We start from the raw sequence: 24,692 nt of genomic DNA on the forward strand, positions 1-24,692 counted from the left end.
GTCGCTCATGCGGAGCCGCCAGACGGACGGTCGGCGTGCGCCCGATGACCCTCGACCGTCCAGAACAGGGCCGTCCGCACCGCGCGCGCGACGACCACGCCGTCCTGGTTCCGCCCGACGTGCTCGAGCGTGACGACGCCCTGGCCGGGCCGCGACGACGACGGCCGCTTCGCCGTCACCGTCGTCTCGGCGTACAGCGTGTCGCCGTGGTGCATCGGGTGCGGGAACTCGACGTCGGCGAACCCGAGGTTGGCCACGATCGTGCCCTGCGTCAGCTGGCCCACCGAGAGCCCGACGAGCGTGGCCAGCGTGAGCATCGAGTTCACGAGGCGCTGCCCGAACGGCTGCGTCGCCGCCCACGCGGCGTCCAGGTGCAGGGCCTGGCCGTTCATCGTGAGCGTCGTGAACAGCACGTCGTCGGCCTCGGTGAGCGTGCGTCCGGGCCGGTGCCGGTAGACGACGTCGGGCTCGAGCTCGTCGTAGTAGAGCCCGCGCTGGGTGATCTCCCGCATCAGCCACGCCCCTTCGCTAGGCGGAGAGCCCGAGGCTGCGGGCGATGACCATGAGCTGCACCTCGGTCGTGCCCTCGCCGACCTCCAGCACCTTCGCGTCGCGGTAGTGCCGGCCCACGGGCGACGAGTTGAGGAAACCGTAGCCCCCGAAGATCTGGGAGGCGTCCCGGGCGTTCGCCATGGCCGCCTCCCCCGCGACAAGCTTCGCCATCGACGCCTCGGCCTTGAACGGCAGCCGGGCGTCGATGCGCTGCGCGGCGTCGTAGTAGGCCAGGCGCGCGGTGTGCGCGCGGGACTGCATCCGGGCGAGGGTGAAGGCGATGTGCTGGTTCGCGCCGATCTCGCGGCCGAACACGTGCCGTTCCTTGGCGTACCGGAGCGCCTCCTCGAGGCAGCCCTGCGCGGCTCCGGTGGCGAGCGCGGCGAACGCGACCCGCCCCTCGTCGAGGGCGCGCAGGAAGTTCGCGTAGCCCCGACCGCGGTCGCCGAGCATGTCCGACGCCGGCACGCGCACCCCGGAGAGGGTGAGCGGATGCGTGTCCGAGGTGTGCCAGCCGACCTTGTCGTAGCTCGGCCCGACCTCCAGGCCGGGGGTCCCCGACGGCACGAGGAAGCTCGACAGCTCCTTGACCGTCGCACCGTCGTCGCGCACCACCTCGCCCGTCACCGCGGTGATCGTGATGACCGACGTGATCGGCGTGCCGGAGTTGGTGATGAACTGCTTGCTGCCGTCGATGACCCACGCGTCGCCGTCCTGGACGGCGGTGGTGCGGGTGGCGCCGGCGTCCGAGCCGGCCTCGGCCTCGGTGAGCCCGAACGCCGCGAGCGCGCGCCCGGTGAGGAGGTCGGGCAGCCAGCGCTGCTGCTGCTCGGGCGTGCCGTGCCGGTAGATCGGCATGATCCCGAGCCCGACGCCGGCCTCGAGGGTGACGGCGATGCTCTGGTCGGCCCGGGCCAGGGCCTCGACCGCGAGGCACAGCGACAGGTAGTCCTTGCCCTGGCCGCCGACCTCGGTCGGGAACGGCAGCCCGAAGAGCCCCAGGTCGCCCATCTGGGCGATGATCTCGACCGGCAGGCGGCGCTGGGTGTCGTACTCGTACGCGGCCGGTGCGACGACGTCGTCGGCGAACTCGCGCACGACCTGGCTGAGCTTGGCCTGCTCGTCGGTGAGCTGGAGGGTCATGGCTCTCCCTGGGGGTGGTGGGGACCTGGGGGTGCGCCCGCGGCGGGGTGTGCCGCGGGAACGGGGGTGGGCTCGGGCTCGACGACGGCGACGACCTGGCCCGCGCGCACGAGGTCGCCGGTCCGCACCTCGAGCCGGGCGAGGCCGGCGTGCGGTGCCGTGAGGGGGTGCTCCATCTTCATGGCCTCGACGACGACGAGCGTGTCGCCGGCCTCGACCCGCGCCGAACCGTTCGTCAGCTCGGCGACGGCGACGACGGTCCCCGGCATGTGGGCGAGCACCTCGGGACCGGTGGGTCCGGACTGCGTGGCGGCGCGTTCCCGCGCCTCGGGCGTCCTCAGCTCGACGGTCGCGCCGCCGAGCGCCACCCACACCGCCCCGGTCTCGGGGTCCGACGCCAGGTGGACGACCTCGCTGACGCCGTCCACGTCCAGGCGCCAGGCGTGCGCCGCTCCGCCGGGACGCAGCGCGGCGGCCACGGGCGCCACGCCGTCGACGCCGACCCGCGCGTCGGACGACGCCCCGACCACCTCCACCACCGACTCGACGCCGTCGAGAACGAACCGGATGGCCGTCGCCCGGGGCGGGGCGTTGAGCCGCCACCCGTCGCGCGCGGCCCACGGCCCGAGCCCCTCGGCGGCAGCCTCGACCTCGACGAGCCGGAACAGACCCGCCGCAACGAGATGGAGACGGTCCCGACCGGCCGCCCCCGGCGACCGAGGCGCGTCAGCCGAGGCGAGGAACCGCCCGATCAACCCGGTGTCGAGACGGCCGGCGCGGACGTCGTCGTCGGCGAGGAGCGCACGCAGGAAGCCGACGTTCGTCTCGACGCCGAGGAGCACGGTGCCGGCCAGGAGCGCGTCGACGCGCCTCAGAGCCTCGGCGCGATCGGCGCCGTGCGCGACGGCCTTGGCGAGGAGCGGGTCGTACTCGGTGCCGACGCGCTGGCCCTCGACGACGCCGGCGTCCATGCGCAGGCCCGCGCCGTCGGGGTGGCTGAAGGCGAGCACGGTCCCGGTGGCGGGGAGGAAGCCGCGCGCGGGTGACTCGGCGTAGACCCTCGCCTCGATCGCGTGGCCGCGCAGCTCGACGTCGCCTTGGCGCAGGGGCAGCGGTTCGCCGGCGGCGACGCGCAGCTGGAGCTCGACGAGGTCGAGACCGGTGACGAGCTCGGTCACGGGGTGCTCGACCTGGAGCCGCGTGTTCATCTCGATGAAGAAGAACTCGTCGGGGTCGTCCGCCGGGACGAGGAACTCGACGGTCCCCGCCCCCGTGTACGCGACGCTGCGGGCGACGTCGCAGGCGGCGGCGCCCATCCGCTCGCGCATCGCCGGGGTGAGCAGGGGCGACGGCGCCTCCTCGACGACCTTCTGGTGGCGGCGCTGCAGCGTGCACTCGCGTTCGCCGAGGTGAACGACGGCGCCGGCCGCGTCCGCGAGCACCTGCACCTCGATGTGGCGCGGGGTCTCCACGAGGCGTTCCAGCAGGAGGGTGTCGTCGCCGAACGACCCGCGGGCGATGCGGCGCGCGGACGCGAGCGCCGCGGGCAGCTCGTCGGCGGACGAGGCCACGGCCATGCCCTTGCCGCCGCCGCCGGCGGACGGCTTGACCAGCAGCGGGAACCCCAGGTCGGCGGCGGCCTGCACCAGGGCGTCGTCGTCGAGACCCGCGGCCTGCGTGCCCGGGACGACCGGAACGCCCCGCTCGGCGACGCGGGCCTTGGCGGCGAGCTTGTCGCCCATGAGCTCCAGCACGTCGGGCGACGGGCCGACGAACGCGATCCCGGCACGCTCGCACGCCCGGGCGAGCGCGGGGCTCTCCGAGAGGAAGCCGTAGCCGGGGTGGACGGCGTCGGCGCCCGTCGCGTCGGCGGCGGCCACGATCGCGTCGACGTCGAGGTAGGACCGGCCGATCCGCACGGCGACGTCGGCCAGCGCCACGTGCGGGGCACCGTCGTCGGCGTCCGAGGACACGGCGACGGACCGGATGCCGAGCTGCCGCAGCGTGCGCAGGATCCGGCACGCGATCTCGCCGCGGTTCGCCACGAGCACCGTGCCGAACGGCCGCGCCCCGGCGAGCGCCGTCGTCGTCGCTTCAGCGTGCTCCCCCACGGCGCTCACATCCGGAACAGCCCGAAGCGCGGGCCGTCGTCGTCGGGCAGCGGGGTGCGGGCGCACACGCCGAGGGCGAGGCCGAGCACGCGGCGGGTGTCGGCGGGGTCGATGATCCCGTCGTCCCAGAGGCGCGCCGTGGCGTAGTACGGGTTGCCCTGCTCCTCGTAGCGGGCGTGCATCGAGGCGCGGAAGGTGGCCTCCTCCTCGGCGGGCCAGTCCTCGCCTCGGGCATCCACCTGGTCGCGCTTGACGGTCGCGAGCACGCTCGCCGCCTGGGCGCCGCCCATCACCGAGATCCGGCTGGCGGGCCACGACCACAGGAACCGCGGCGAGTACGCGCGCCCGCACATCGAGTAGTTCCCGGCACCGAAGGAGCCGCCCACGATCACCGTGAGCTTCGGGACGCGCGTGGTGGCGACGGCCGTGACCATCTTCGCGCCGTCCTTCGCGATGCCGCCGGCCTCCGCGTCCCGCCCGACCATGAAGCCGGAGATGTTCTGCAGGAACAGCAGCGGGATGCCGCGCTGGTCGGCGAGCTCGATGAAGTGCGCCCCCTTGAGGGCCGACGTGCCGAACAGCACGCCCTGGTTGGCCAGGATCCCCACCGGGTGGCCGTGGATGCGCGCGAAGCCCGTGACGAGCGTGGTGCCGTACTCCCGCTTGAACTCGTGGAGCTCGCTGCCGTCGACGAGCCGGGCGATGATCTCGCGCGGGTCGTACGGCGCCTGGACGTCGGTCGGCACGACGCCGTAGATCCCCTGCGGATGCTCCGGGTCGACGGCGGGTGGCCGGGTCTCGGCGACGTCCCAGGCGGGGTCCGGGTCCGGCGGGAGGGTTGCGACGATGCCGCGGACGATGCGCAGCGCGTCCTCGTCGTCCTCGGCCAGGTGGTCGGTGACGCCGGACGTGCGGGCATGCAGGTCGCCGCCTCCGAGCTCCTCGGCCGTCACCACCTCGCCGATCGCGGCCTTCACGAGCGGCGGGCCGCCGAGGAAGATCGTGCCCTGGTTCCGCACGATGACCGTCTCGTCGCTCATCGCGGGCACGTACGCGCCGCCCGCCGTGCACGAGCCGAGGACGGCCGCGATCTGCGGGATGCGCGCCGCCGAGAGCCGGGCCTGGTGGTAGAAGATGCGGCCGAAGTGGTCGCGGTCGGGGAACACCTCGGCCTGGAGCGGCAGGAACGCGCCGCCGGAGTCCACGAGGTAGACGCACGGCAGCCGGTTCTCGAGGGCGATCTCCTGGGCCCGCAGGTGCTTCTTGACCGTCGTCGGGTTGTACGTGCCGCCCTTCACGGTCGCGTCGTTGCTCAGCACCATGACCTGGCGGCCCTCGACCACCCCGATGCCGGCGATGACACCCGCGGCCGGGGACTCGCCGTCGTACATCCCCTCGGCGGCGAGCGGGGCGATCTCGAGGAACGGCGTCCCGGGATCGAGGAGGTGCTCCACGCGTTCGCGCGGCAGCAGCTTGCCCCGCTCCACGTGCCGCGTCCGCGCGCGCTCCGGCCCGCCCCTGGCCGCCGCTGCGGTGCGCTCGCGCAGCTCGGCGGCGAGGGCGCGCTGGGCGGCGTCGTTCGCCCGGGCAGTGGCCGGGTCGACGGCGCTGGCGAGGGTGGTCATGCGGCCCCGCCGGCACCGGAGAGCACGAGCGCGAGGGCAGGGTCGGCGAGGAGCTCGCCGAGCTGCGCCAGGAACCGGGCCGCCTGCTCGCCGTCGACCATGCGGTGGTCGAACGAGAGGCCGAGCTCGACCACGTGCCGCAGCGCGATCTGGTCCTCGTGCTCCCACGGCCGCCGGCGCACGGCCCCGAGCGCGAGGATCGCCGCCTCGCCGGGCACGAGGATCGGAGTGCCGCCGTCGACGCCGAACACGCCGACGTTCGTGATCGTGAACGTGCCGCCCGTCAGTCGCTCCGGCGTGGTGCGGCCGGCACGCGCGGTCTCGACCAGGTCGGTGAGCGCGGCGGCGAGGGCCGGGAGACCGAGTGCCTCGGCGTCGAGCAGGTGCGGGACGACGAGGCCGCGGTCGGTCGCGACGGCGATCCCGAGGTTCACGTAGCCGTGCTCGACGATCTCGGCGCCCGCATCGTCCTCGGCCCACGCGCTGTTGAGCGCCGGGTGGCGCGGCAGCAGCAGGCAGACGGCGCGCGCGACGAGGGTGAGCATCGTGACGCGCACGTCGCGGGTGAGCGGGTGGGCCCTCAGCCGGTCCAGGAGCTCGAGGCTCGGCGTGACGTCGACGGTGAGGTGCGTGCTCGCGTGCGGCGCCGTGAACGCGCTGGCCACCATCGCCGCGGCCGTGTGCTTCCGCACCCCCCGGACCGGCAGCCTCCGTTCGCGAGAGGAAGTCTGCGCCACCGCGAGAGGTTCTCTGTCGGTCCCCGAGAGGGTTTCTGCGGCGTGCCCGTTGGCCGGGCTCTCGACGGCGGCTCCGGCCGCCGCCCCGGATGACGCCAACCCTCTCGCGGAGGCGCCGCGGTCCTCCCGCGCCTGGGCGGCGAGGACGTCGTCGCGCGTGACGAGGCCCTGCTCGCCGGTGCCGGCGACGCCCGCGATGTCCACGCCCAGGCGCAGGGCCAGGGCGCGCACCGGCGGCGTCGAGCGCGGCCGTTCCGCCGGTGGTGCGGCCTCGGCGGCGGCGGCGCCGTTCGACGGCGTCGAGGCGGCAGCGGTCCGACGACGGCGACGTGCGGGTCGGCCGGACCGCTCCGGCCGGGCGCCGTACCCGACGAGCGTCGCCTCGCGCGCCGGAGCCGGCTCCGTCTCGGGCGCGCCCTCCGGGGCGGCGTCACCCGCCTCACCCGAGCCGGCACCGGCCGCACCCGACGACGCCGCGGCCGCGCCGCCGTCGTCCTCGGCCCCACCGCCGCCCGCCACCGCGACCTCGAACGTGACGAGCGGCTCGCCGACCTGCACGGTCTGCCCCGGCTCGGCGTGGAGCGCGGAGACGACGCCCGCGTACGGCGAGGGCAGCTCGACGAGCGCCTTCGCCGTCTCGACCTCGGCGATGATCTGGTTGAGCTCGACGCTCTCGCCCGGGGCAACCCTCCAGGAGACGATGTCGGACTCCGTGAGTCCCTCGCCGAGGTCCGGGAGGCGGAACTCGCGCACGGCCATCACCCGAGCACCTCCTCGAGCGCCGGCGCGCCGGACCGGACGCGGTCGACGCCGTCGAGCATCCGGTCGAGGTCGGGCACATGCGGGCCCTCGAGCTTGGCCGGCGGGTACGGGATGTCGAAGCCGGTCACCCGCACGGGTGGGGCCTCGAGGTGGAAGAAGCAGCGCTGCGTGGCGACGGCGACGATCTCCGCGCCGAGCCCCGCCTGCCCCGGCCCCTCGTGCGCAACGACGAGTCGCCCGGTGCGTCGCACGGAGGCGGCGACGGCGTCGTGATCGATGGGCGACAGCGACCGCAGGTCGATGACCTCGACAGAGACGCCCTCGTCGGAGGCCGCGACGGCGGCGTCGAGCGCCACCGGGACGAGGCCGCCGTACGTGACGAGCGTGACGTCGGACCCCTCGGCGACCACGCGCGCGCTCGTCATCGGCGTCGCCTGCGCGAGGTCGACGTCGAGGTCGACCTCGCCCTTCGCGTGGTAGCGCCGCTTCGGCTCGAACACGATGACGGGGTCGTCGCACGCGATCGCCTGCCGGATCATCGTGGCGGCGTCCTGCGGGCTGCTGACCTCCACCACGCGCAGGCCCGCCGTGTGCGCGAAGTACGCCTCGGGCGACTCGGAGTGGTGCTCCGCCGCGCCCGTGCCCCCGCCCACCGGGACCCGGATCGTCAGCGGCAGCCGCACCTTCCCGTTCGTGCGCGCGTGCATCTTCGCCACCTGCGACACGATCTGGTCGAACGCCTCGTACACGAACCCGTCGAACTGGATCTCGCACACGGGCCGGTAGCCGCGGAACGCGAGCCCGATCGCCGTCCCGACGATCGCGGCCTCCGCGAGCGGGGTGTCGATCACGCGGTGCGGCCCGAACTCGGCCTGCAGCCCGTCGGTCACGCGGAACACGCCGCCGAGCCGGCCGACGTCCTCGCCCATCACGAGCACCCGGTCGTCGTCGGCGAGCGCCCGGCGCAGGCCCGCGCCCATCGCCTTGGCCAACGTCAGCGTCGTGGTCATCGCACGGCCTCCTCGGCGACGTCGGCTCCCTCGGCGAATCCTTCGGCATAACGTTCGTACTCCACACGCTGGGCCGCCACCACAGGGTGTGGCTCCGCGTACGCGTGGTCGAAGATCGCGCCGGCCGGCGGGTCGGCGAGCCCGATGCACCCGGCGCGCAGCTCGGCCGCCGCGGCGTCGGCCGCGGCCCGGACGCGGGCGGCGTCGTCCTCGCTCAGCGCGTCGCGGGCCGCGCAGGTGCGCCTCGAGCCGCGTGATCGGATCCCGACGGCGCCACGCGTCCAGCTCTGCGGCGTCGCGGTAACGCGTGGGGTCGTCAGCGGTGGTGTGCGGCCCCATGCGGTACGTGACGGCCTCGACGAACGTCGGGCCGCCCCCGTTCGCCGCCCGCGCGACCGCCTCGCGCGTGACGGCGAGCATCGCGAGGACGTCGTTGCCGTCGACGCGCACGCTCGGGATCCCGAAGCCGGCCGCTCGCCCGGCGAACGGCACGGGGGACTGCAGCCCGGCGGGCTCGGAGATCGCCCACTGGTTGTTCTGGCAGACGAAGACGACCGGTGCGCGGAACGAGGCGGCGAAGACCATCGCCTCGTTGACGTCGCCCTCGCTCATGGCACCGTCGCCGAAGTACGTGACGGCGACGTCGCCGTTGCCGGCCTCGCCGTCGAACGTCACCCCCATCGCGTACCCGGTGGCGTGAAGGGTCTGCGCGCCGATGATGACCTGCGGGGTCGCCATGTTGACGGCGAACGGGTCCCAGCCCGACGCCGTCAGCCCACGCCACACCCGGATGAGGTCGACGACGGCGACGCCGCGCACGTAGGCGACGGCGTGCTCGCGGTAGCTCGAGAACACGAAGTCGCCGGGGCGCAGCGCGCGTGCCGACCCGATCTGGGCGGCCTCCTGGCCGAGCAGCGGGGGCCACAGGGCGAGCTCGCCCTGTCGCTGCAGCGCGGTCGCCTCGGCGTCGAGCCGGCGCACGACGACCATGTCCTGGTAGAGGCTGCGCAGCGCCGCGTCGTCGACGTCCTCGACCCAGCCGTCGTACTCCGCTGATTCGCGACGTCGCCCGTCGGGGTCCAGCAGCTGCAGCATGTTCGGCTCCATCGCCTCACCTCGTCGTGTCGGCAGGCGCTCCCCCTGAGCGTCCGGATGATGAGACGGTACCTCGGGAGCGCGGATCGCTCTAGTGTTTCGGTGCATCTTGCGCGGACTGCGTCACGGTTTGGGCGTACGCTGAGCACTATGCGCAGCTACGACGCTGTCGACCTGGACCTGCTCGCCGCGCTGGCGGACGACCCCCGCGGCACGGTGGTCGCCCTCGCCGAGCGGCTCAAGGTCTCCCGCAACACCGTGACCGCGCGCCTGGCGCAGCTCGAGTCGTCGGGGGCGTTCCTCGACTTCGACCGGCGGGTCGACCCGACCTACCTCGGCCACCCCCTCACCGCGTTCATCGAGGTGCAGGTGCGGCAGAAGGAGCTCGCCCGGATCGTCGAGGCGCTCGCGGAGATCCCCGAGGTGCTCCAGGCCCACGGGCGCAGCGGCACCGCTGACCTGCGGGCGCTCGTGGTTTGCCGTGACGCCGACCACCTCTTCCGCATCGACGCCGCGATCCTCGCGATCGACGGCGTCGAACGCACGGAGACGTCGCTCGCGATGGGCGAGCTCATCCCGTACCGGGTGCGGCCGTTGCTCGAGCGGCTGCGCGCGGCGCTGTGAGCTGTAGGTCGATCACGCTCGCACCCGGAGCCGTCGCCGGCTACTCCTCACACGGGTGATGTGCGAGGACCCTCCGGCAGCTCGGGCTCGGGCCAACCGCCGATCGTGGCGAGCCAGGCGAGTTCGAGCCAGGCTCCTTCGAGCTCCAGGCCATCGTTCTCGGTACCACCGTCGCGGCACGCCAGCCGGACTCGCCAGCGGCTGTCTTCGGTCTTGGGATGTCTCCACCGGCGCAGTGGTGTCGCCCCCCGAATCTGCAACACCTGCAGGTCGAGCGTTTCGCAGCTGTCCGGGTCGTCGTAGACATCCAGCCACGCGCGACGACGGGATGCCTGTACGGGAATCCAGACTGAGCTCCCAGCTCTGCGTGCCTGCGTGCGGTACATGTCGACGGAGTCGTCCGGGTCGTCCGGGAGCCTGCGATTCAGCACGGTGGCCGGACCCGATGCGTCGACCAGAATCGCCACCAGATAGCCCACCGTGTAGGCGGCGTACCGTCCGACGACCCGTATCCGAGGCGTCTTCTCGATGGTCCATTCGACATAGTCCCGAATCTGCGTCCGCGGCTCGCTCATACGAGCAGATCCCTGAGACAGGGCCAGGTCGACTCCAGCTGGAGGAACTTGTCCGACGTGAGTTCCAACCCGACGAATGTTCTCCGACGCCACGGCATCAGCGCGATCGTTTGCTCGCGTTCCGACCTGGACGGCCCAAAGGTTCCCGTCACACAAGCCGGCACCACATCGGCGAACCGCTCGAGAACCTGAGCGGGCGGCATGAGCCGCAGCACGTCCCGCATGAAGCGCCAAGACTCAGCAAACCCGTCGAGGGATGCCTCGTACGACTGCGTCGGGTCCCCTTCCATGTGGCACTCACCACCTCGTCCGAGGCCTCTCTGGTGGCCAGACACTAGGGCATCTGACGGCGCACCCAGGTGCCTCTTGGGTCACAGTTCGATGACGTCGTCGCTCACGGCCGCGAACGAACGCTTCGTGCCACCGATCGCGCTGGCTTCGGCGCCTACCGTGGGCAGATGTCACCTACGACGGACGGGGTCGTCTCGATCCGCCCACCGGTCCCCGGCGACGCCGCGATCCTCGTCGCCGGCCGCGACGCGGAGTTCCACCGCTTCCTGGGGAAGGGCAGCGACGAGCCACGACCGAGCGACGTCGTGCTCGTGGACGGCCGCGTCGTGGGGTGGGTCGACGTCGACCCCGACCATCCCGCCGTCGGCCCCGGCGAGATCAACCTCGGCTACCACCTGTTCGCCGCCGAGCGGGGCCACGGCGTCGCGACGCGCGCCGTCCGGCTGGTCCTGCAGCGGCTCGCCGAGGCCGGCGAGACGTCCCTCGTGGTCGTGCTCATCGATCCCGCCAACGAGCGCTCACTCGCGCTCGCGCGGCGTGCGGGCTTCACCGCCGACGGCCAGCGCGACAGGCAGCTCCGACTCGTGCGACCCGTCCGGGCGTGACGGTGTCGAGCGCAGGCAGCGGAGGTCATAGGGCGGGCGCTACGTCAGTGACCCGCCCAGCGGGTCACTGACGTAGGACCGCGACACCTACCCCGCCCCAAGGCCCCGCAGCCCTCACCACGGCAGCGCGAGCCCGACCTCGGCGACCTGCCGCCACGCCACCCACGTCGCCCCAGCCAGCACCAGCCCGAACGAGAACACCCAGAGCCAGCCGGGCACCCGCGTCAGCGCGGCGAGGACCGCCGGATCGCTCCCCCGCGGCGACCCCGCGACCGCCCCGAGGTGTCGCCAGGCGCCCAGCACCAGCACGGCGCCGACCCCGAGCAGCACCGCCGCGGAGCGCGCGTCGTCGCGCCACCACCACAGGGCGGCCACGCCGGCGAGCACGGCGACGAGAGCGAGCCCGGTGTAGAACGACCGGACGCGGATCGCGACGACGACGAGCAGCACCCCGACCGCCGTCAGCACCGGCGCCGCCCAGCCGTGCGCCGCGGCCAGCACGAGCACCGCGCCGACGATCCCCGGCGCCGGATACCCCGCCCACGTCGTCGCCACGCGCCCGGCGCCGCGCGCCGCGCCGACGGTCACGGCCTCCCCCGACATGTCCGCCCGCAGCACGAACCCCGTGAACCGCCGCCCGCAGAGGATGCCGACGACGGCGTGCCCCAGTTCGTGCACGAGCGTCACCACCACGCGCAGCACGCGCCACAGCGGCGGGACGGCGACGACGGCGAGCGCCGCCGCGAGCGCGAGAGTCACCGTGCGCGCGTCGAGCGTCACGGCCGACGACGGCGTCACGCGCGTGACGACGTCGTCCCACCACCCGCTCACGCCGGGTCCCAGGCGTCGCCCCACGCGGCCTTGCGGGCCGCGCGGTACAGCGTCCCCTGCCGCTTCGACACGGTGACGCCGCGTGCCGCGCCGTCAGCCTCGCACAGCTCCAGCCGCACGTGCCCGGTGCGCACCTGCGGGTGCCGGAGCACACGCGCCGCCGGCAGGCGCACGGGCAGCCGTGTCGCCGCCACGTACGAGAACTTCTCGTCCTCGTACCCGCGCTCGCCACCCTTCGCGGCCCGGTGCTCCCGGGTACGCGGCAGCCGGACGGCGGCGTGGCACCACTCGCCCTCGACGCTCGCCAGCGGGCAGGCCAGCTCGTGCGGGCACGGCGCGGCGAGGTGCCAGCCGGCGTCGAGCAGCCTCCCCCGCGCCCGCAAGATCCGCCGGTACCCGGCCGGCGTCCCGGGCTCCACGAGCAGCACCGTCGGCGCGAGCATCGCGGAGTCGACGACGGCGTCGCGCGCCTGCTCCGTCAGCTCCCCGAGCACGAACGCGCACACGGCGAGATCCGGCCCCGCCACGCCGTCGTCGGCGCCGGAACCTGCCCGCGTGAGCGGCGCCGTCGTCGTCGTGACGTCCAGATCGCTCGCCCGCAGCAGCCGGGCGGCGACGGCGAGAGCCTCGGGTGCGTAGTCGACGAGCGTCGCGCGCTCGAGACTCCCGAACACCTCGCGTGCCGCCCACGTCGCGGCTCCGGTGCCGGCGCCGAGGTCGAGCACGGATCGCGGCTCGAGGGTGGGCACCGCGTCGCTGACCTGGTCGAGAGCAGCGGCGACGGCGGCGAACGTCGCCGGCATCCGGGTCGTCAGGTAGCCGGCGACGTCGTCGGGAGCGGCGAGGATCGGACGTGATGCCGGGTGGTCGGCGAGGTACCGCTCGCTCAGGCGGCGCGCGGACGCCGCGACGCCGGCGCCCCGGTGCCTGCCGAGCTCACCGGCGACGGCGTCGAGGAGCTCGGGAGGCATGGCGCGCACCGGCCCATCCTCCCGCGTCCGGCGAGCAGGTCGATCCAGGGATGCCCCGGATGGGCGAGCGCGCTCCTGCGAAGCCCCGCTCGTGTCGCCCTGCACCTCCCTCTGCGCGGAGTAATGTGTGGGCCATTCAAGGTCAAGCCGGGGCCGTTCGGGCAGCAGCGAGCCACAGCCGGACTTTGCGAGCACCGGGAGGTTCGATGACCGATGTGCTCGCCGGCTACCGGGCGGGCGGACCCGGCCACGACGAGATGCTCCAGTCCACCGGGGCCGCACGGGCCGCGTGGGCGCAGATGGCCGACCTCGTCGGCCTGCACCACGGCGAGCAGCTGGCCCAGCGCGCCGCCGACGTCGTCGCCCTCCTCGAGGACCACGGCGTCCGGCACGGCGCCGACGACGCGGGCGGCACGGGCCGGCCCTGGCTCCTCGACCCGCTCCCCGTGCTGCTCGACGAGGTCGAGTGGGCGCGCATCGAGTCCGGGCTGCGGCAGCGGGCGCTCCTGCTCGACCTCGTGCTCACCGACCTGTACTCCGGCGCCGAGCTCCTCACGCGGGGCGTCCTCCCACCGGCCCTGATCCTCGGCCACCGCGGGTTCGTCCGCGCCGTCGACGGCATCCGCGTGCCGGGCGAGCACCAGCTGTTCACGCTCGCCGTGGACCTCGCGCGCAACGCCGACGGCGGCTGGCAGGTTCTCGCCGACCGCGCCCAGGTACCCACCGGGATGGGCTACGCGATGCAGGACCGCCGCATCGTGGCCGAGGTGCTCAGCGGGCTGTACCGCCACGCACGCATCCGCCGCATCGGGCCGTTCTTCCAGGCGGTGCGCCACGCCGCGGCCGAGGTCGCGCCCGCCGGCGCCGGCGACGCGCCCCGGGTCGCCCTGCTCACGCCCGGACCAGACTCCCCCGCCGCGTTCGACCAGGCGTACCTGGCCACGATGCTCGGCTACCCGCTCGTGACGGGCGAGGACCTCGTGGTGGCCGACGGGCGGCTCTGGATGCGCTCGCTCGGCCGGCTCGAACCCGTGGACGTGCTGCTGCGCGCCGTCGACGCCGAGCACTGCGACCCGCTCGACCTGCGTGGCGACTCCCGGCTCGGCGTCGCCGGCCTCGTGCAGGCCGCCCGAGCGGGCGCCGTGTCGGTCGTCAACCCGCTGGGCAGCGGCGTGCTCGACAACCCCGGGCTGCTCACCTACCTGCCCCGGCTCGCCCGCGAGCTGCTCGGCGAGGAGCTCGCGATCGGGTCGGCCGTCACGTACTGGTGCGGCGAACGGTCGATGTGCTCGCACGTGATGGCGAACCTCGACCGCCTCGTGGTGCGCCCCACGGCCCCCGGCGCGCCGGCCGTCCGCGGCTGGGACCTCACGCTGCACGAGCGTGCGGACCTCGCCGCCCGCATCGCCGACCGCCCGTTCGCCTGGGTCGGCCAGGAACCGATCGAGGCCTCGACCACGCCCACCGTGGCCGGGTCGGCCCTCGAGGCGAGGCCGACGACGCTGCGGGCGTTCGCCGTCGCCGGCACCCGCGGCTACCAGGTGATGTCGAGCGGCCTGGCGCGCGTGACCCCGGAGGACACCGTGCTCACGGACCCCGGCCCGCTCGACGCCGCGAAGGACGTATGGGTGCTCTCCTCCGAGCCGTACACGGTGGCCGATCCGTGGGTCGGCGAGGCGGCGGCGCCGTCGTCCACCGGCGGGACGGCGCACCTCCCGGCGTCCATCTCCCCCGGAGCGGCCGAGGACCTGTTCTGGTTCGGCCGGCACGCGGAGCAGGCGGAGCAGACGGTGCGGCTCGTGCGGGCCGTCTCCGACCGGTGGAACGACTTCCACGCCTCTCCCGCGAACGTCGGAGCCCGCGCCCTCGACGTCTTGCTTGACGCGGTGGCCACCGTGGCGGCGTCCGGGAGCCTGTCCGAGGTCGTGACGGACGCCCGGCGGCCCGGTTCCGTGGCGCACACCGAGGCGAAGCTGACCCGGACGGCGACGGCGGTGCGCGACCAGCTCTCCGGCGACACGTGGCTCGCGCTCTCCGCCATCGAGCGGGCGATCGCACGCGAGCGCGCGCACCACGAGCGCGACCCGGGCTCCGAGCTCGGACCCGTCCTCGCCCGGCTCCTCGAGGGTCTCCTCGCGCTGTCCGGTATCGCGGCCGAGTCGATGGTGCGCGACGCCGGCTGGTCGCTCATGGACGCCGGCCGGCGCCTGGAGCGTGCGCGCTGGCTCGTCGACACGCTCGCCGCCACGCTCACGCGCCTCCGCAGCGGCGACGTCGACTCGCTCGTGCTCGAGTCGGTGCTCATCGCCCACGAGAGCGTCATCACGTACCGCCGCCGCTACCAGGCACGCGCGAGCGTCGGCACCGTGCTCGACCTCCTGCTCACCGACGCCGCGAACCCCCGCTCCCTGCGGTTCCAGCTCGTCGCGCTCGGGGCGGACCTCGCCGCCGTCCCCGCCCCCGCCCGAGGCACCGCCGCCCGCGATGCCCTGCTGGCCGACGTCGTCGACCTCCTCGACGAGCTCGACACCCGTGCCGCCGCTGCCGCCGGCGACGACGGCGTCCGGTCCCGTCTCGCGGAGACGCTCGAGTCGATGCGGTGGCGCCTCGCCGAGCTCGGCGAGGAGATCGCCCGCGTCCACTTCACGCATCCGGTGCCGGTCCCGTGGCTCGACGCCTCCCTCGCGTGGGCACCCGACGGGACGGCGTCGTGAGCAGCAGGCGGGCGACGGCGCACGGGGCGTCCGAGTCGGGGCGTCACTACCGGGTCGTCCACCGAGCGACCTACACGTATCCCGCCCCGGCGGCCGGCTCCTACGGACGAGCCGTGCTGCTGCCGCGGGACGGCGGCGGCCAGGTCGTGCACAGCTCGCGACTCGACGTCGACCCGGTCCCGGCGGAGACCGCCGAACACCGCGACTTCCACGGGAACCGCTCCAGCTACTTCCGGATCGCGACCGAGCACACGTCGCTGCGGGTGCGCGCCGAGTCGGTGCTCACGGTGACCCGGCGGGGTGCACGGATCGACAGCCTGCCCGCCGTGCCCTGGACGACGGCTGCCGAGATCGCGCGCACGATCGGGTCGCCCGGGCGCGCGGGCGGGCTCGGCGCGACCGGCCGCGCGAGCCGGGACGGGCACGGCCTCCAGGGCGCCGCCCTGCTCGGGGTGGCCGAGGCGACCCTGCCGTCCGCGATGGTCGACCTGGACGAGACGGTGCGCGAGTTCGCGGCGCCGTCGTTCGGCCCCGGCCGCCCGCTCGTGCACGCCGTCGTCGACCTCTCCCGACGCATCCACGAGCGGGGGCGGGCGTCGGGGCCGGAGCTCGCCCACCTGATGATCGCGAGCGTGCGGTCGATGGGGCTCGCCGCCCGGTACGTGTCGGGGTACGTGTGGGAGGACGACGACGCCGCGGCTCCTCCGGGCGACGCGCCGCCGGGCAGGGGCGGGGGTGCCCACGCGTGGGCGTCGGTCTGGGTGCCCGGCGGCGGATGGCTGCACGTCGACGCGGCCCGCGACGTCCTCATCGACAGCCGGTACGTCGTGCTCGGCTGGGGCCGCGACCACCTCGACGTCTCACCGCTGCGCGGCGTCGTCTACGCGGACGGGGCCGGCGCCGACGTCGAGATCGAGGTGGAGCTCGTCGCGCTGTCGAACGCCGAGGTCGCGGACGTGCGGGCCGCGAACCCGCCCCTCCGGCGGCCCGTGGCGCGAGCCTGAGTCCCGCCGACGGCGCCCGCCGCGGGAGAATGACGGCGGCACCGCTCCCGACGAGAGGCAGCACCATGGCCCGCACCATCGCCACGACCACCCGGGTGGACCGCGCCGGGCTCGAGGACTTCCTCCGGACCCGGCACCGCGCCGTCCTGCTCACGACTCGCGCGGGCGGCGCACCGCAGATGTCGCCCGTGACGTGCGGTCTCGACGGCGAGGGCCGGCTCGTGATCTCGACCTACCCGGACCGCGCCAAGGCCGTGAACCTCCGGCGGGACCCGGCCGCGGCGGCCTGCGTGCTGTCCGACGACTGGGACCCGTGGGTCCAGGTCACGGGCACGGCCGAGGTGATCGACCTGCCCGACTCCGTGGAGCCGCTCGTCGAGTACTACCGGTCCATCTCCGGCGAGCACCCCGACTGGGCCGAGTACCGCCAGGCGATGGTCGACCAGGGCAAGTCGCTCATCCGCCTCACCATCACCGACTGGGGACCGATCGCCACGGGCGGCTTCCCGCCGAGGCTCGCCGACGACTGACGGCGTCGACGCAGAAAACCTCTCGCGGTCGCACAAAAAACCTCTCGCGAAGGCGTTCGGCCCGAGCTCAGCTGCGGGCGGTGAGGACGAGCGGCCCGTCGGGCGTGATCGCGATGGTGTGCTCGGAGTGGGCGCCGCGGGAGCGGTCGGTGCTGCGCAGCGTCCAGCCGTCGGGGTCGGTGTAGATCTCGTCCGTGCTCGCGAGGAACCACGGCTCGATGGCGATCACGAGCCCCGGCTTCAGCGGCAGACCACGGTGCGCCCGGCCCTGGTTGGGCACGTGCGGCTCGCCGTGCATCGTGCGGCCGACGCCGTGCCCGCCGAAGTCGGTGTTGATCGAGTAGCCGGCGTCGGTCGCCACCGCACCGATCGCCGCGGAGATGTCGCCCAGCTTGTTGCCGACGACGGCGGCCGCGATGCCGGCGTCGAGCGCCACCTCGGTCGTCCGGATCAGCCGCAGGTCCTCCTCGCGCGGCGTGCCGACGACGACGCTCAGCGCGGAGTCGGAGACCCAGCCGTCGACCGACGCCGCGAAGTCCACCGACAGCAGGTCGCCGTCCTGCAGCACGTAGTCGAACGGGAGACCGTGCAGCACGGCGTCGTTCACCGACGTGCAGAGCACCTTCCCGAACGGCATCGCGCCGAAGCTCGGGTGGTAGTCGATGTAGCAGGAGACGGCGCCGCGCTCGCGGATCATCTGGTGGGCGATGCCGTCGAGCTCGAGGAGGTTGACGCCGACGGCCGCCTCCTGGCTCAGCCGGGTCAGCACGCTCGCGACGAACGCGCCGGCCGGTCGCATCGCCTCGATCTCGGCGGGGGTCTTGAGGTCGATCACACCGAGCACCCTAACCGCAGGGAGCCGGGGTCGCCGGAGTGTCGCTCCCGCCCTCGCGGGGGTACGGCCGGGAGGATGACCGTGCCGGCGGCCCCCTCGGAGTAGGCGTCCGAGGGGCCCGGGCCGGCCCGGGCCGGCCCGGCACCGCGCGACTCCCGACTCCCGACTCCCGCCTCCGCCGTCGTCGTCGCCCGCGCGGGCTCGCCACGTGCCGGACACCGGCACCTCCTACGATCTCCCCATGTCTCCGCTCGTCGTGGCCGCCGCGATCGTCGACGACCTCGAGGCGCCCGGACGGCTGCTCACCGCCCGCCGGTCGGCGCCGAAGTCGCTCGCGGGCCGGTGGGAGTTCCCCGGCGGCAAGGTCGAACCCGGCGAGGATCCCGTCGCCGGCCTGCACCGCGAGATCGACGAGGAGCTGGGCGTCACGCTCGAGCTGTCCGACGAGCTCGTGGGGCCCGACGACGGCGCCTGGCCCGTCCTGAACGGGCACCTGATGCGGGTGTGGGTCGCCCGGATCGTCGACGGTGCGCCCGAACCGCTCGCGGACCACGACGACGTGCGCTGGCTCGAGCGCGGAGACTGGTTCGGCGTCGACTGGCTCGAACCCGACCGGCCGATCGTCGACGCCGCCCTCTCGTGGGCCGACGCACGCGGCCGGGCGGACCGGCACCGATGAGCGCACCGCTGGGGCTGCTGCTCACACCCGGTGCCGGTGCCTCCCGCGAGAGCCCGGCGCTGGTCGCCGTCGAGAAGGCCGTCGCACCGCTCCCCTGCCGGCGCGTCGACTTCCCGTACCGCCTCGCCGGCCGCAAGGTGCCGGACCGGCCGGAGGTCGCCGTCGCCCACCTGCGCACCGAGGCGACGGCGTTCGCGGCGTCGCACAACGCCGACGTCGGCAGCCTCGTGCTGGGCGGGCGGTCCTACGGCGGGCGGATGTGCTCGATGGCCGTCGCGGACGGGCTCCCCGCGGCGGGACTCGTGCTGCTGAGCTACCCGCTGCACCCTCCGGGCAGGCCCGAGAAGCTGCGGACCGAGCACTTCGGCCGGATCGACGTGCCCGTGCTGTTCGTGTCCGGCCGCACCGACCCGTTCGGGTCGCCGGCCGAGTTCGACGAGCACGTCGCGGCGATCCCGGGGCTCGTGACTCAGGTCTGGGTGACCGGCGCCCACGACGTCCGCGGGCGCGAGGCCGAGGTGGCGGCCGCCGTCGCCGCGTGGGTCGCCGCCCTCTGACGGCGGCACATCGGGTGCGCCTGGTGACCACTGTGGTCACCAGGCGCACCCGATGCCGCCGCTGGTACCGCGTCACTCGGCGTCGAGACGCTCCGCGACGTCGGCGAGCCGGGCGAGTCTGCGGTCCCACCCTCGGCCGACGGCCTCGAGTCGATCGGCGAGCATCCCCAGCCTGGCGCCCAACGCCCGGTACCGGATCGCCCGACCGTCGGGCACCGGCTCCACGAGGCCGACGGCCTCGAGCTGGGCGAGGTGCTTGGCGATCGCCTGCCGGCTGATCGGCAGCTCTCGCGCCAGGTCGCTCGCCGAGGCGTCGCGACTCCCGAGCACCTCAAGGATCTGCCAGCGCATCGGCTCCGACAGGGCAGCGCACAACGGGACGGGGTCCAGGACCGCGGACGACGTCGCTCGCCCGACCCGCTCAGGCATCCGTCCGGGCGAGCGTCGCCACGTACGCGACGAGCTGGTCGAGCTCCTCGGTCCAGCCGGAGCGGTTGTCCTCCATGGCTGCGCGACGGCGGGCGTCGTCGCCGAGGTCCTCGAACCCTGTCTCGAGGACCGTGACGACGGTCGTGTCGCCGTCGGGGTCCAGCGTGAAGTGGGCAGTCGTCGAGTTGTCGGCACGGATCGGCTCGCCGGGCGTGCCCCAGGTGAACGCGAACCGTTCTTCCGGGGCGAACTCGACCACGCGCACGGGGAAGTCCCCGTGATCCGGCCATCCGAACGTCCCCTCGGCGCCCACGTGGACGCCGTCGGGGAACTCGGCGCGGTCACCGAACCAGCCGGCCAGGTGCTCGGGCGCGGTGAGCGCCGTCCAGACCGTGGAGAGCGGGGCGTCGATCCGGACGGTGCGCGACACGGTGAACGCGACGTCGTCGATGGTGGCGGGCGGGTTCGACATGATTCCTCCTAGTTGCAACTGTACGGTTGCAAGTCAGGCTAGCCGGTTCAACCCGGAATCGCAACCCTCCGGTTGCACTGTCGACCGACGGCGCCCCGCAGCCTGGCCGCCCGCCGCTCAGGCCGGAGCGGCGCGGGAACGGCGACGCTCCACCACGAGGTCCTCCGACATGTCCTCGAGCTCCTTGCCCTTGGTCTCAGGCACGCGGAGCAGCACGAACACGAACGAGAGCACCGCGAAGAACGCGTAGAAGCCGTACGCGAACGTCAGCCCGATCTCCGCGAACACGGGGAACGTCGTCGAGATGAAGAAGTTCGCCACCCACTGAGCGGCCGCCGCGACGGCGAGCGCCCCGGCGCGGATCCGGTTCGGGAACATCTCACCGAGCAGCACCCACACGAGGGGGCCCCACGTGGCGCCGAACGCGACGACGAACACGTTCGCCGCGACCAGGGCGATCGTCGACCACGGCGCCGCGAGCTCCGCCGTCTGCGTGCCGTCGTCGGCCGTCGTCAGCGTGGCGAACGAGAACGCCAGCGCCATGACGCCGAGCGAGATCGCCATCCCGATGGAGCCGGCGAGCAGCATCGGACGGCGGCCGACGCGATCCACCAGCAGGATCGCGACGATCGTCACCACGATGTTCGTCACCGACGTGATCACCGTGATGAGCAGCGCGTTCGACTCGTCGAACCCGACGGACCGCCACAGCGTCGTCGAGTAGTAGAAGATCACGTTGATCCCGACGAACTGCTGGAAGACCGACAGCAGGATCCCGACCCAGACGATCGGCTTGAGCCCGAGGCGCGGCCCGCGCAGATCCCGCAGCGACTCCTTCTTCTCGCTGTCGAGCGTGGCGCGGATCTGCTCGATCTTGAGATTCACATCGACGACGCCGGTGAAGTCGTGGAGGACCTGGGACGCCTTGTCCACCTTCCCGCGGGCGACGAGGTACCTCGGCGACTCCGGCAGCCTCAGCGCGAAGAGGCCGTAGGCCACAGCGGGCACCGACGCGGCGAGGAACATCCAGCGCCACGCCTCCTGTCCCCACCACAGCATCTCCGCGGCGCCACCGGCGACGCCGGCGAGCACGGCGTCGGACAGCAACGCGATGAAGATGCCCGTGACGATCGCGAGCTGCTGCAGAGAGCCGAGGCGTCCGCGCACGTACGCGGGCGAGACCTCGGCGATGTACGCCGGCGCGATGACGGACGCCGCGCCGACGCCGAGGCCGCCGATGACCCGCCAGATGATGAGGTCGACGACGCCGAACGCCATGCCCGACCCGATGGAGGACACGAGGAACATCGCCGAGGCGATGAGCATCACCGGGACGCGGCCCATGCGGTTCGCCACCGGCCCCGCGAACCAGGCGCCGACCGCGCACCCGATGAGCGCCGACGACACGGCGAAGCCCTTGAGTCCCGCACCGAGGGCGAACGCGTCGCCCAGGGCGTCCACCGCCCCGTTGATGACCGCCGTGTCGAACCCGAACATGAACCCGCCGAGCGCCGCGGCGACGCAGATCCCGATCACCCGCGCGTTGAGGCGGCTGACCGCCGGCTTCTCCGCCACCTGGACCACCCCCGTCGTCGACCGACTCCGGCCTGGCTCGTGGGGGCGAACGTACCGCCGCGGCGTCTCACGCGCGCGTTGCGCCTGTGGCTCGGGTCACTGAGGGTGACCTAACTTATCTGACGACGTCGGGCCCTTGTGTCAGCACGTGGCATCATGGCTGCGTGCCTAAGATCATCGGCTCGTCGCTCGCCGAGCACCGCGAGCAGGTCCGCCACCGGCTCTTCACGGCGCTCTCGACGCTCATGGAGACGTCAGGGTTCGACGCGATCTCGCTCGCGGACATCGCCGCGCGGGCAGGCGTGGGGCGGACGGCCGTGTACAACCACTTCCCCGACAAGGAGTCGGTGCTTCTCGGGTTCATCGAGCACGAGACCGGCGCGTACGTGGCGGCGCTCGAGCGGGCGCTCGCGGACGTCGACGACCCGGTCGACCAGCTCCGCGTCTACGTGCTCCAGCAGATCCAGCTCAAGCGCGTCTACCACCTGGCCCCCGGCCCGGACCTCCGCACCGTCGTCTCGCGCGCCACGATGGAGCGCCTGCGCGACCACATCGACCAGGTCGAGCAGATGCTGCGCCGCATCCTCGTGCTCGGCATCGCGACCGGGCGGCTTCCGCGGCAGGACCTCGACGCCGTCGTGCCCCTCGTGAACTCGTGCCTCGCCGGCCGCCCTGTGCCCGACTCCGGGCCCGCGCGCGACCGAGCGATCGAGGCGACCGTCGGGTTCGTGATGCGGGCGGTCGGCGTCGACCCGGTCACCGTCGACGAGCGCCAGCTCACCGGCGTCTGACCGGCCCCCGGAGGTCCGCGGAGGACGGCGGAGCGTGCCGGGTGATGCCTCAGGGTCGCGTCGGACGCTTCTCGTTACCCCGCTTGTAGTTGCCGGTGGCGCGAGCGAGCAGCAGCTGTGCCTCGTCGTCGTCGGCGCCACGCAGCTCGGCCGCGAGCGCGCGGCCGCGGTTGCCGGCGACCGTCACGACGGCGCGGCCTCCACGTGAGACGAGCACGCGGTCGTCCTTCGTGATGCGCCAGTCGAACGGGTCGTCGTCGAGTCCGGACATGGAGGCGAGGCTGCCAGGCCGCTTCCCGGCCGTCGAGCAGAAAACCTCTCGCTGTCGCGCAGAAAACCTCTCGCGGTGGCGCAGAAAACCTCTCGCGGTGGCGCAGAAAACCTCTCGCGGAGGTTCAGGCGGGGCGGGCGGCGGCGTGGTGCACCTCGCCGAGCTGGGTGAACAGCGCGGAGTTGAACGCGAAGGCGCGCCGCACCTCGGCCACGATCTCGGCACCCTCGGCGGGCGAGTACGGCGCGGCGTCGATCCTGGCCCGGTACCCGTCCTTGAACACCTTCGGCTTCGCGATCGAGGGGAACGCGTAGAACGTCAGCTCGTCGTCGGCCAGGCCGTAGTGGCGCTCGAGCATCCGCCGGACGATCTGACCGCCGGAGAGGTCCCCGAGGTAGCGGGTGTACGCGTGCGCCAGGTAGTGACCGGACCAGGCGCTGCCGGCGGACCGGATCCGCGCCCCGTACTCCTGCGTGGAGGGGAGCAGCCGGACGTCCGTGCGCCAGTCGGGGCCGCGGAGCACCGCGAGGTCCGCCTCCAGCGAGGCGACGCGCGCGAGCTCACCGAAGACGAACGTGGCGCCGACGGCGTCGCCCGCCATCGCGGACTCCACGTCCTCCAGGGCGCTGTAGATCGCGTGGTGCTGCGTGGCGAGGTCGACGTACGCGTCCCGGCCGAGAGCGCCCGACATCAGGTCCGTGACGAACCCCCGGGTCTCCGCGTGCTCGTGCTCGGGACGGGTCGCCTCGCGCAGCCGTGTCGAGAGCGAGTCGAGGTCGGTCGCCGGCGTGAGGGTCGTCATCGTGCTCCTCGGGGTCGGGGGGGTCGTGTCACGACAGATTGTCGTGACGTCCTGTCAGGAACGTAGTGCGCCGGCGGGGGAGCCGGAACCACTCGTGGTCGGGATCACACGCGACGTTCGGCGTCCGCGCCGCACGCCGATCAGCACCGCGCCGCCGACCACGAGGACGAGCACGACGAGCGCACCCCACGGCACCGCCCACGCGGACGTGCTGACGTCGACCGGCTCGCCCAGCGCACCGTCGACCGCCTCGGGGACGACGGCGAGATCCGCGCCCAGCCGCACGAGCGGCCACACGCCGTCGACGACGACCTGGCGCTCCACCGACGCCCCGGGCAGCAGCTCCTCGACGAGCGCGGACCGGGTCACCGCCGCGACGCCGCCCGGCCCGGCGACCGTCACGTCCTCGTGCGCGAGCGTGCGCACGTTCCCGGTGTTCGTCAGCGTGTACGTGAGCGTCATGGCGACGGGACGCGTCGGGTCGAGCGTCGTGGCGTGCTCCGCACGGACGTCGGAGACGGCGAGGCCCACCACCTGCTCGCCCGCCACGCGGACGTGGATGCGCGAGCCCAGGCGGTTGTCGCGGCGCACCGTGCCGTCGCCGTGGGCGTACGACGTCACGATCCCGCCCGGGTGGTCGCCGGGCGCGGCGTCGGCCGGCACGGCGATCGTGAACGGCACCTCGGCGCTCTCCCCCGGGTCGAGCGCGATCGCGGGCGACGACGGCGACACCCACGTGCCGAGGTCCACGGAGGGCTGGTCCGCGGGCAGCAGGTCGAGGTGGCCGGCGGACGTCGAGAACCCGTCGGCCGCGTACACCGCCAGGTCGAGCGGCGCCTGGCCGAGGTTCGTCACGACGATCGCGTCCTCGACGACGTCACCCGGCTCGACGGCGTAGGCGAAGTTCGCACGGGACGTCCCGTGCTCGTTGTCGGCGGGTCGGACGCTCCAGGCGAGGTCGCCGTCGTCGGCGGCGGCGGGCGACGACGAGAGCAGGCCCACCAGCGCCGCCAGGAGCAGCACGACAGCGCCGCGGAACCCGCCGAACCTCGCACTCCGCGTCGAGCCTCGTACCGCGGGGTGCGAGGTTCGACGGGAAGC

25 protein-coding genes and 1 pseudogene are annotated in these 24,692 nt (G+C 73.8%); 8 read left to right on the forward strand and 18 right to left on the reverse strand.

All coding sequences use genetic code 11. The features are described 5' to 3' along the window. Nucleotides 1-5 precede the first annotated feature (5 nt). From BCAV_RS19385 to pdhA, 7 genes and pseudogenes are all read right to left on the reverse strand, one after another. Nucleotides 6-512, reverse strand: a complete 507-nt coding sequence (locus BCAV_RS19385) for a MaoC family dehydratase (RefSeq protein ID WP_015884328.1) — start codon at nt 510-512, stop codon at nt 6-8. A gap of 16 nt (nt 513-528) precedes the next feature. Next, a complete protein-coding gene (locus tag BCAV_RS19390; RefSeq protein WP_015884329.1) occupies nt 529-1,695 on the reverse strand; it encodes an acyl-CoA dehydrogenase family protein in 1,167 nt (388 codons plus the stop codon). Further along, the gene (locus tag BCAV_RS19395; RefSeq protein WP_015884330.1) at nt 1,692-3,806 is read right to left on the reverse strand and encodes an ATP-binding protein; all 2,115 of its coding nucleotides are present in this window, start codon (nt 3,804-3,806) and stop codon (nt 1,692-1,694) included. The genes BCAV_RS19390 and BCAV_RS19395 overlap by 4 nt, the downstream gene beginning before the upstream one ends. A gap of 5 nt (nt 3,807-3,811) precedes the next feature. After that, nucleotides 3,812-5,431 (reverse strand): carboxyl transferase domain-containing protein, encoded by a 1,620-nt coding sequence (locus BCAV_RS19400; protein ID WP_015884331.1) that lies wholly within the window; start codon nt 5,429-5,431, stop codon nt 3,812-3,814. Next, nucleotides 5,428-6,927 (reverse strand): dihydrolipoamide acetyltransferase family protein, encoded by a 1,500-nt coding sequence (locus tag BCAV_RS19405; RefSeq protein ID WP_015884332.1) that lies wholly within the window; start codon nt 6,925-6,927, stop codon nt 5,428-5,430. Before BCAV_RS19405 ends, BCAV_RS19400 begins: the two co-directional genes overlap by 4 nt. Then, nucleotides 6,927-7,940: an alpha-ketoacid dehydrogenase subunit beta gene (locus BCAV_RS19410; protein ID WP_043350720.1), complete on the reverse strand. Its 1,014-nt coding sequence runs from the start codon at nt 7,938-7,940 to the stop codon at nt 6,927-6,929. The genes BCAV_RS19405 and BCAV_RS19410 overlap by 1 nt, the downstream gene beginning before the upstream one ends. Further along, nucleotides 7,937-9,047 (reverse strand): annotated as a pseudogene (pdhA, locus tag BCAV_RS22380) (pyruvate dehydrogenase (acetyl-transferring) E1 component subunit alpha). The gene BCAV_RS19410 and the pseudogene pdhA overlap by 4 nt, the downstream one beginning before the upstream one ends. A gap of 138 nt (nt 9,048-9,185) precedes the next feature. On the opposite strand from pdhA, the gene BCAV_RS19415 reads away from it, so the two are divergent. Further along, entirely contained in the window at nt 9,186-9,659 is a 474-nt protein-coding gene (locus tag BCAV_RS19415; RefSeq protein ID WP_015884334.1) for an Lrp/AsnC family transcriptional regulator, read from the forward strand. 47 nt (nt 9,660-9,706) lie between these two features. Here BCAV_RS19415 and BCAV_RS19420 read toward each other — a convergent pair whose 3' ends face one another. Then, on the reverse strand, nt 9,707-10,234 hold the full coding sequence (locus tag BCAV_RS19420) for a hypothetical protein (RefSeq protein WP_015884335.1): 528 nt from the start codon (nt 10,232-10,234) through the stop codon (nt 9,707-9,709). Next, nucleotides 10,231-10,524, reverse strand: a complete 294-nt coding sequence (locus BCAV_RS19425) for a hypothetical protein (RefSeq protein ID WP_015884336.1) — start codon at nt 10,522-10,524, stop codon at nt 10,231-10,233. Before BCAV_RS19425 ends, BCAV_RS19420 begins: the two co-directional genes overlap by 4 nt. A 168-nt stretch (nt 10,525-10,692) precedes the next feature. Between BCAV_RS19425 and BCAV_RS21865 the strand changes: the two genes are divergently transcribed. Further along, nucleotides 10,693-11,130, forward strand: coding sequence for a GNAT family N-acetyltransferase (locus tag BCAV_RS21865; protein WP_015884337.1), 438 nt, complete (start codon nt 10,693-10,695; stop codon nt 11,128-11,130). Between the two features lie 114 nt (nt 11,131-11,244). Here the strand turns inward: BCAV_RS21865 and BCAV_RS19435 are convergent, their stop codons facing one another. Beyond that, nucleotides 11,245-11,961, reverse strand: coding sequence for a M50 family metallopeptidase (locus BCAV_RS19435; protein ID WP_015884338.1), 717 nt, complete (start codon nt 11,959-11,961; stop codon nt 11,245-11,247). Beyond that, nucleotides 11,958-12,932, reverse strand: coding sequence for a small ribosomal subunit Rsm22 family protein (locus BCAV_RS19440; protein ID WP_043350723.1), 975 nt, complete (start codon nt 12,930-12,932; stop codon nt 11,958-11,960). The genes BCAV_RS19435 and BCAV_RS19440 overlap by 4 nt, the downstream gene beginning before the upstream one ends. A gap of 206 nt (nt 12,933-13,138) precedes the next feature. Between BCAV_RS19440 and BCAV_RS19445 the strand changes: the two genes are divergently transcribed. The 3 genes from BCAV_RS19445 (at nt 13,139) to BCAV_RS19455 (ending at nt 17,180) form a co-directional block, all read left to right on the forward strand. Next, nucleotides 13,139-15,646: a circularly permuted type 2 ATP-grasp protein gene (locus BCAV_RS19445; protein WP_015884340.1), complete on the forward strand. Its 2,508-nt coding sequence runs from the start codon at nt 13,139-13,141 to the stop codon at nt 15,644-15,646. Further along, nucleotides 15,643-16,650: a transglutaminase family protein gene (locus BCAV_RS19450; protein ID WP_015884341.1), complete on the forward strand. Its 1,008-nt coding sequence runs from the start codon at nt 15,643-15,645 to the stop codon at nt 16,648-16,650. Before BCAV_RS19445 ends, BCAV_RS19450 begins: the two co-directional genes overlap by 4 nt. Before the next feature lie 65 nt (nt 16,651-16,715). After that, nucleotides 16,716-17,180 (forward strand): PPOX class F420-dependent oxidoreductase, encoded by a 465-nt coding sequence (locus BCAV_RS19455; protein ID WP_015884342.1) that lies wholly within the window; start codon nt 16,716-16,718, stop codon nt 17,178-17,180. 67 nt (nt 17,181-17,247) lie between these two features. Here the strand turns inward: BCAV_RS19455 and map are convergent, their stop codons facing one another. Continuing rightward, on the reverse strand, nt 17,248-18,015 hold the full coding sequence (gene map / locus BCAV_RS19460) for a type I methionyl aminopeptidase (protein ID WP_015884343.1): 768 nt from the start codon (nt 18,013-18,015) through the stop codon (nt 17,248-17,250). Nucleotides 18,016-18,256: 241 nt separating this feature from the next. Here map and BCAV_RS19465 point away from each other — a divergent pair, with 241 nt between their 5' ends. Further along, entirely contained in the window at nt 18,257-18,694 is a 438-nt protein-coding gene (locus BCAV_RS19465; protein WP_043347576.1) for a (deoxy)nucleoside triphosphate pyrophosphohydrolase, read from the forward strand. Beyond that, nucleotides 18,691-19,251 (forward strand): alpha/beta hydrolase family protein, encoded by a 561-nt coding sequence (locus BCAV_RS19470; protein WP_015884345.1) that lies wholly within the window; start codon nt 18,691-18,693, stop codon nt 19,249-19,251. The genes BCAV_RS19465 and BCAV_RS19470 overlap by 4 nt, the downstream gene beginning before the upstream one ends. Before the next feature lie 72 nt (nt 19,252-19,323). Here the strand turns inward: BCAV_RS19470 and BCAV_RS19475 are convergent, their stop codons facing one another. The 3 genes from BCAV_RS19475 to BCAV_RS19485 form a co-directional block, all read right to left on the reverse strand. Further along, on the reverse strand, nt 19,324-19,680 hold the full coding sequence (locus BCAV_RS19475; RefSeq protein WP_015884346.1) for an ArsR/SmtB family transcription factor: 357 nt from the start codon (nt 19,678-19,680) through the stop codon (nt 19,324-19,326). Then, entirely contained in the window at nt 19,673-20,152 is a 480-nt protein-coding gene (locus BCAV_RS19480; RefSeq protein WP_015884347.1) for an SRPBCC family protein, read from the reverse strand. Before BCAV_RS19480 ends, BCAV_RS19475 begins: the two co-directional genes overlap by 8 nt. 117 nt (nt 20,153-20,269) lie before the next feature. After that, nucleotides 20,270-21,727, reverse strand: a complete 1,458-nt coding sequence (locus BCAV_RS19485) for a sugar porter family MFS transporter (RefSeq protein WP_015884348.1) — start codon at nt 21,725-21,727, stop codon at nt 20,270-20,272. A 164-nt stretch (nt 21,728-21,891) separates the two neighbouring features. Between BCAV_RS19485 and BCAV_RS19490 the strand changes: the two genes are divergently transcribed. Beyond that, nucleotides 21,892-22,518 (forward strand): TetR/AcrR family transcriptional regulator, encoded by a 627-nt coding sequence (locus BCAV_RS19490; RefSeq protein ID WP_015884349.1) that lies wholly within the window; start codon nt 21,892-21,894, stop codon nt 22,516-22,518. A 49-nt stretch (nt 22,519-22,567) separates the two neighbouring features. Here the strand turns inward: BCAV_RS19490 and BCAV_RS19495 are convergent, their stop codons facing one another. The 3 genes from BCAV_RS19495 to BCAV_RS19505 all read right to left on the reverse strand — a co-directional run bounded on the left by BCAV_RS19495 (nt 22,568) and on the right by BCAV_RS19505 (nt 24,614). Continuing rightward, nucleotides 22,568-22,789, reverse strand: coding sequence for a hypothetical protein (locus BCAV_RS19495; protein WP_015884350.1), 222 nt, complete (start codon nt 22,787-22,789; stop codon nt 22,568-22,570). 124 nt (nt 22,790-22,913) lie between these two features. Then, nucleotides 22,914-23,591: a biliverdin-producing heme oxygenase gene (locus BCAV_RS19500; protein ID WP_015884351.1), complete on the reverse strand. Its 678-nt coding sequence runs from the start codon at nt 23,589-23,591 to the stop codon at nt 22,914-22,916. A gap of 54 nt (nt 23,592-23,645) precedes the next feature. Continuing rightward, on the reverse strand, nt 23,646-24,614 hold the full coding sequence (locus tag BCAV_RS19505; protein WP_015884352.1) for a COG1361 family protein: 969 nt from the start codon (nt 24,612-24,614) through the stop codon (nt 23,646-23,648). Nucleotides 24,615-24,692 lie beyond the last annotated feature (78 nt).

Source organism: Beutenbergia cavernae DSM 12333, assembly GCF_000023105.1.
Taxonomy (GTDB): Bacteria; Actinomycetota; Actinomycetes; order Actinomycetales; family Beutenbergiaceae; genus Beutenbergia; species Beutenbergia cavernae.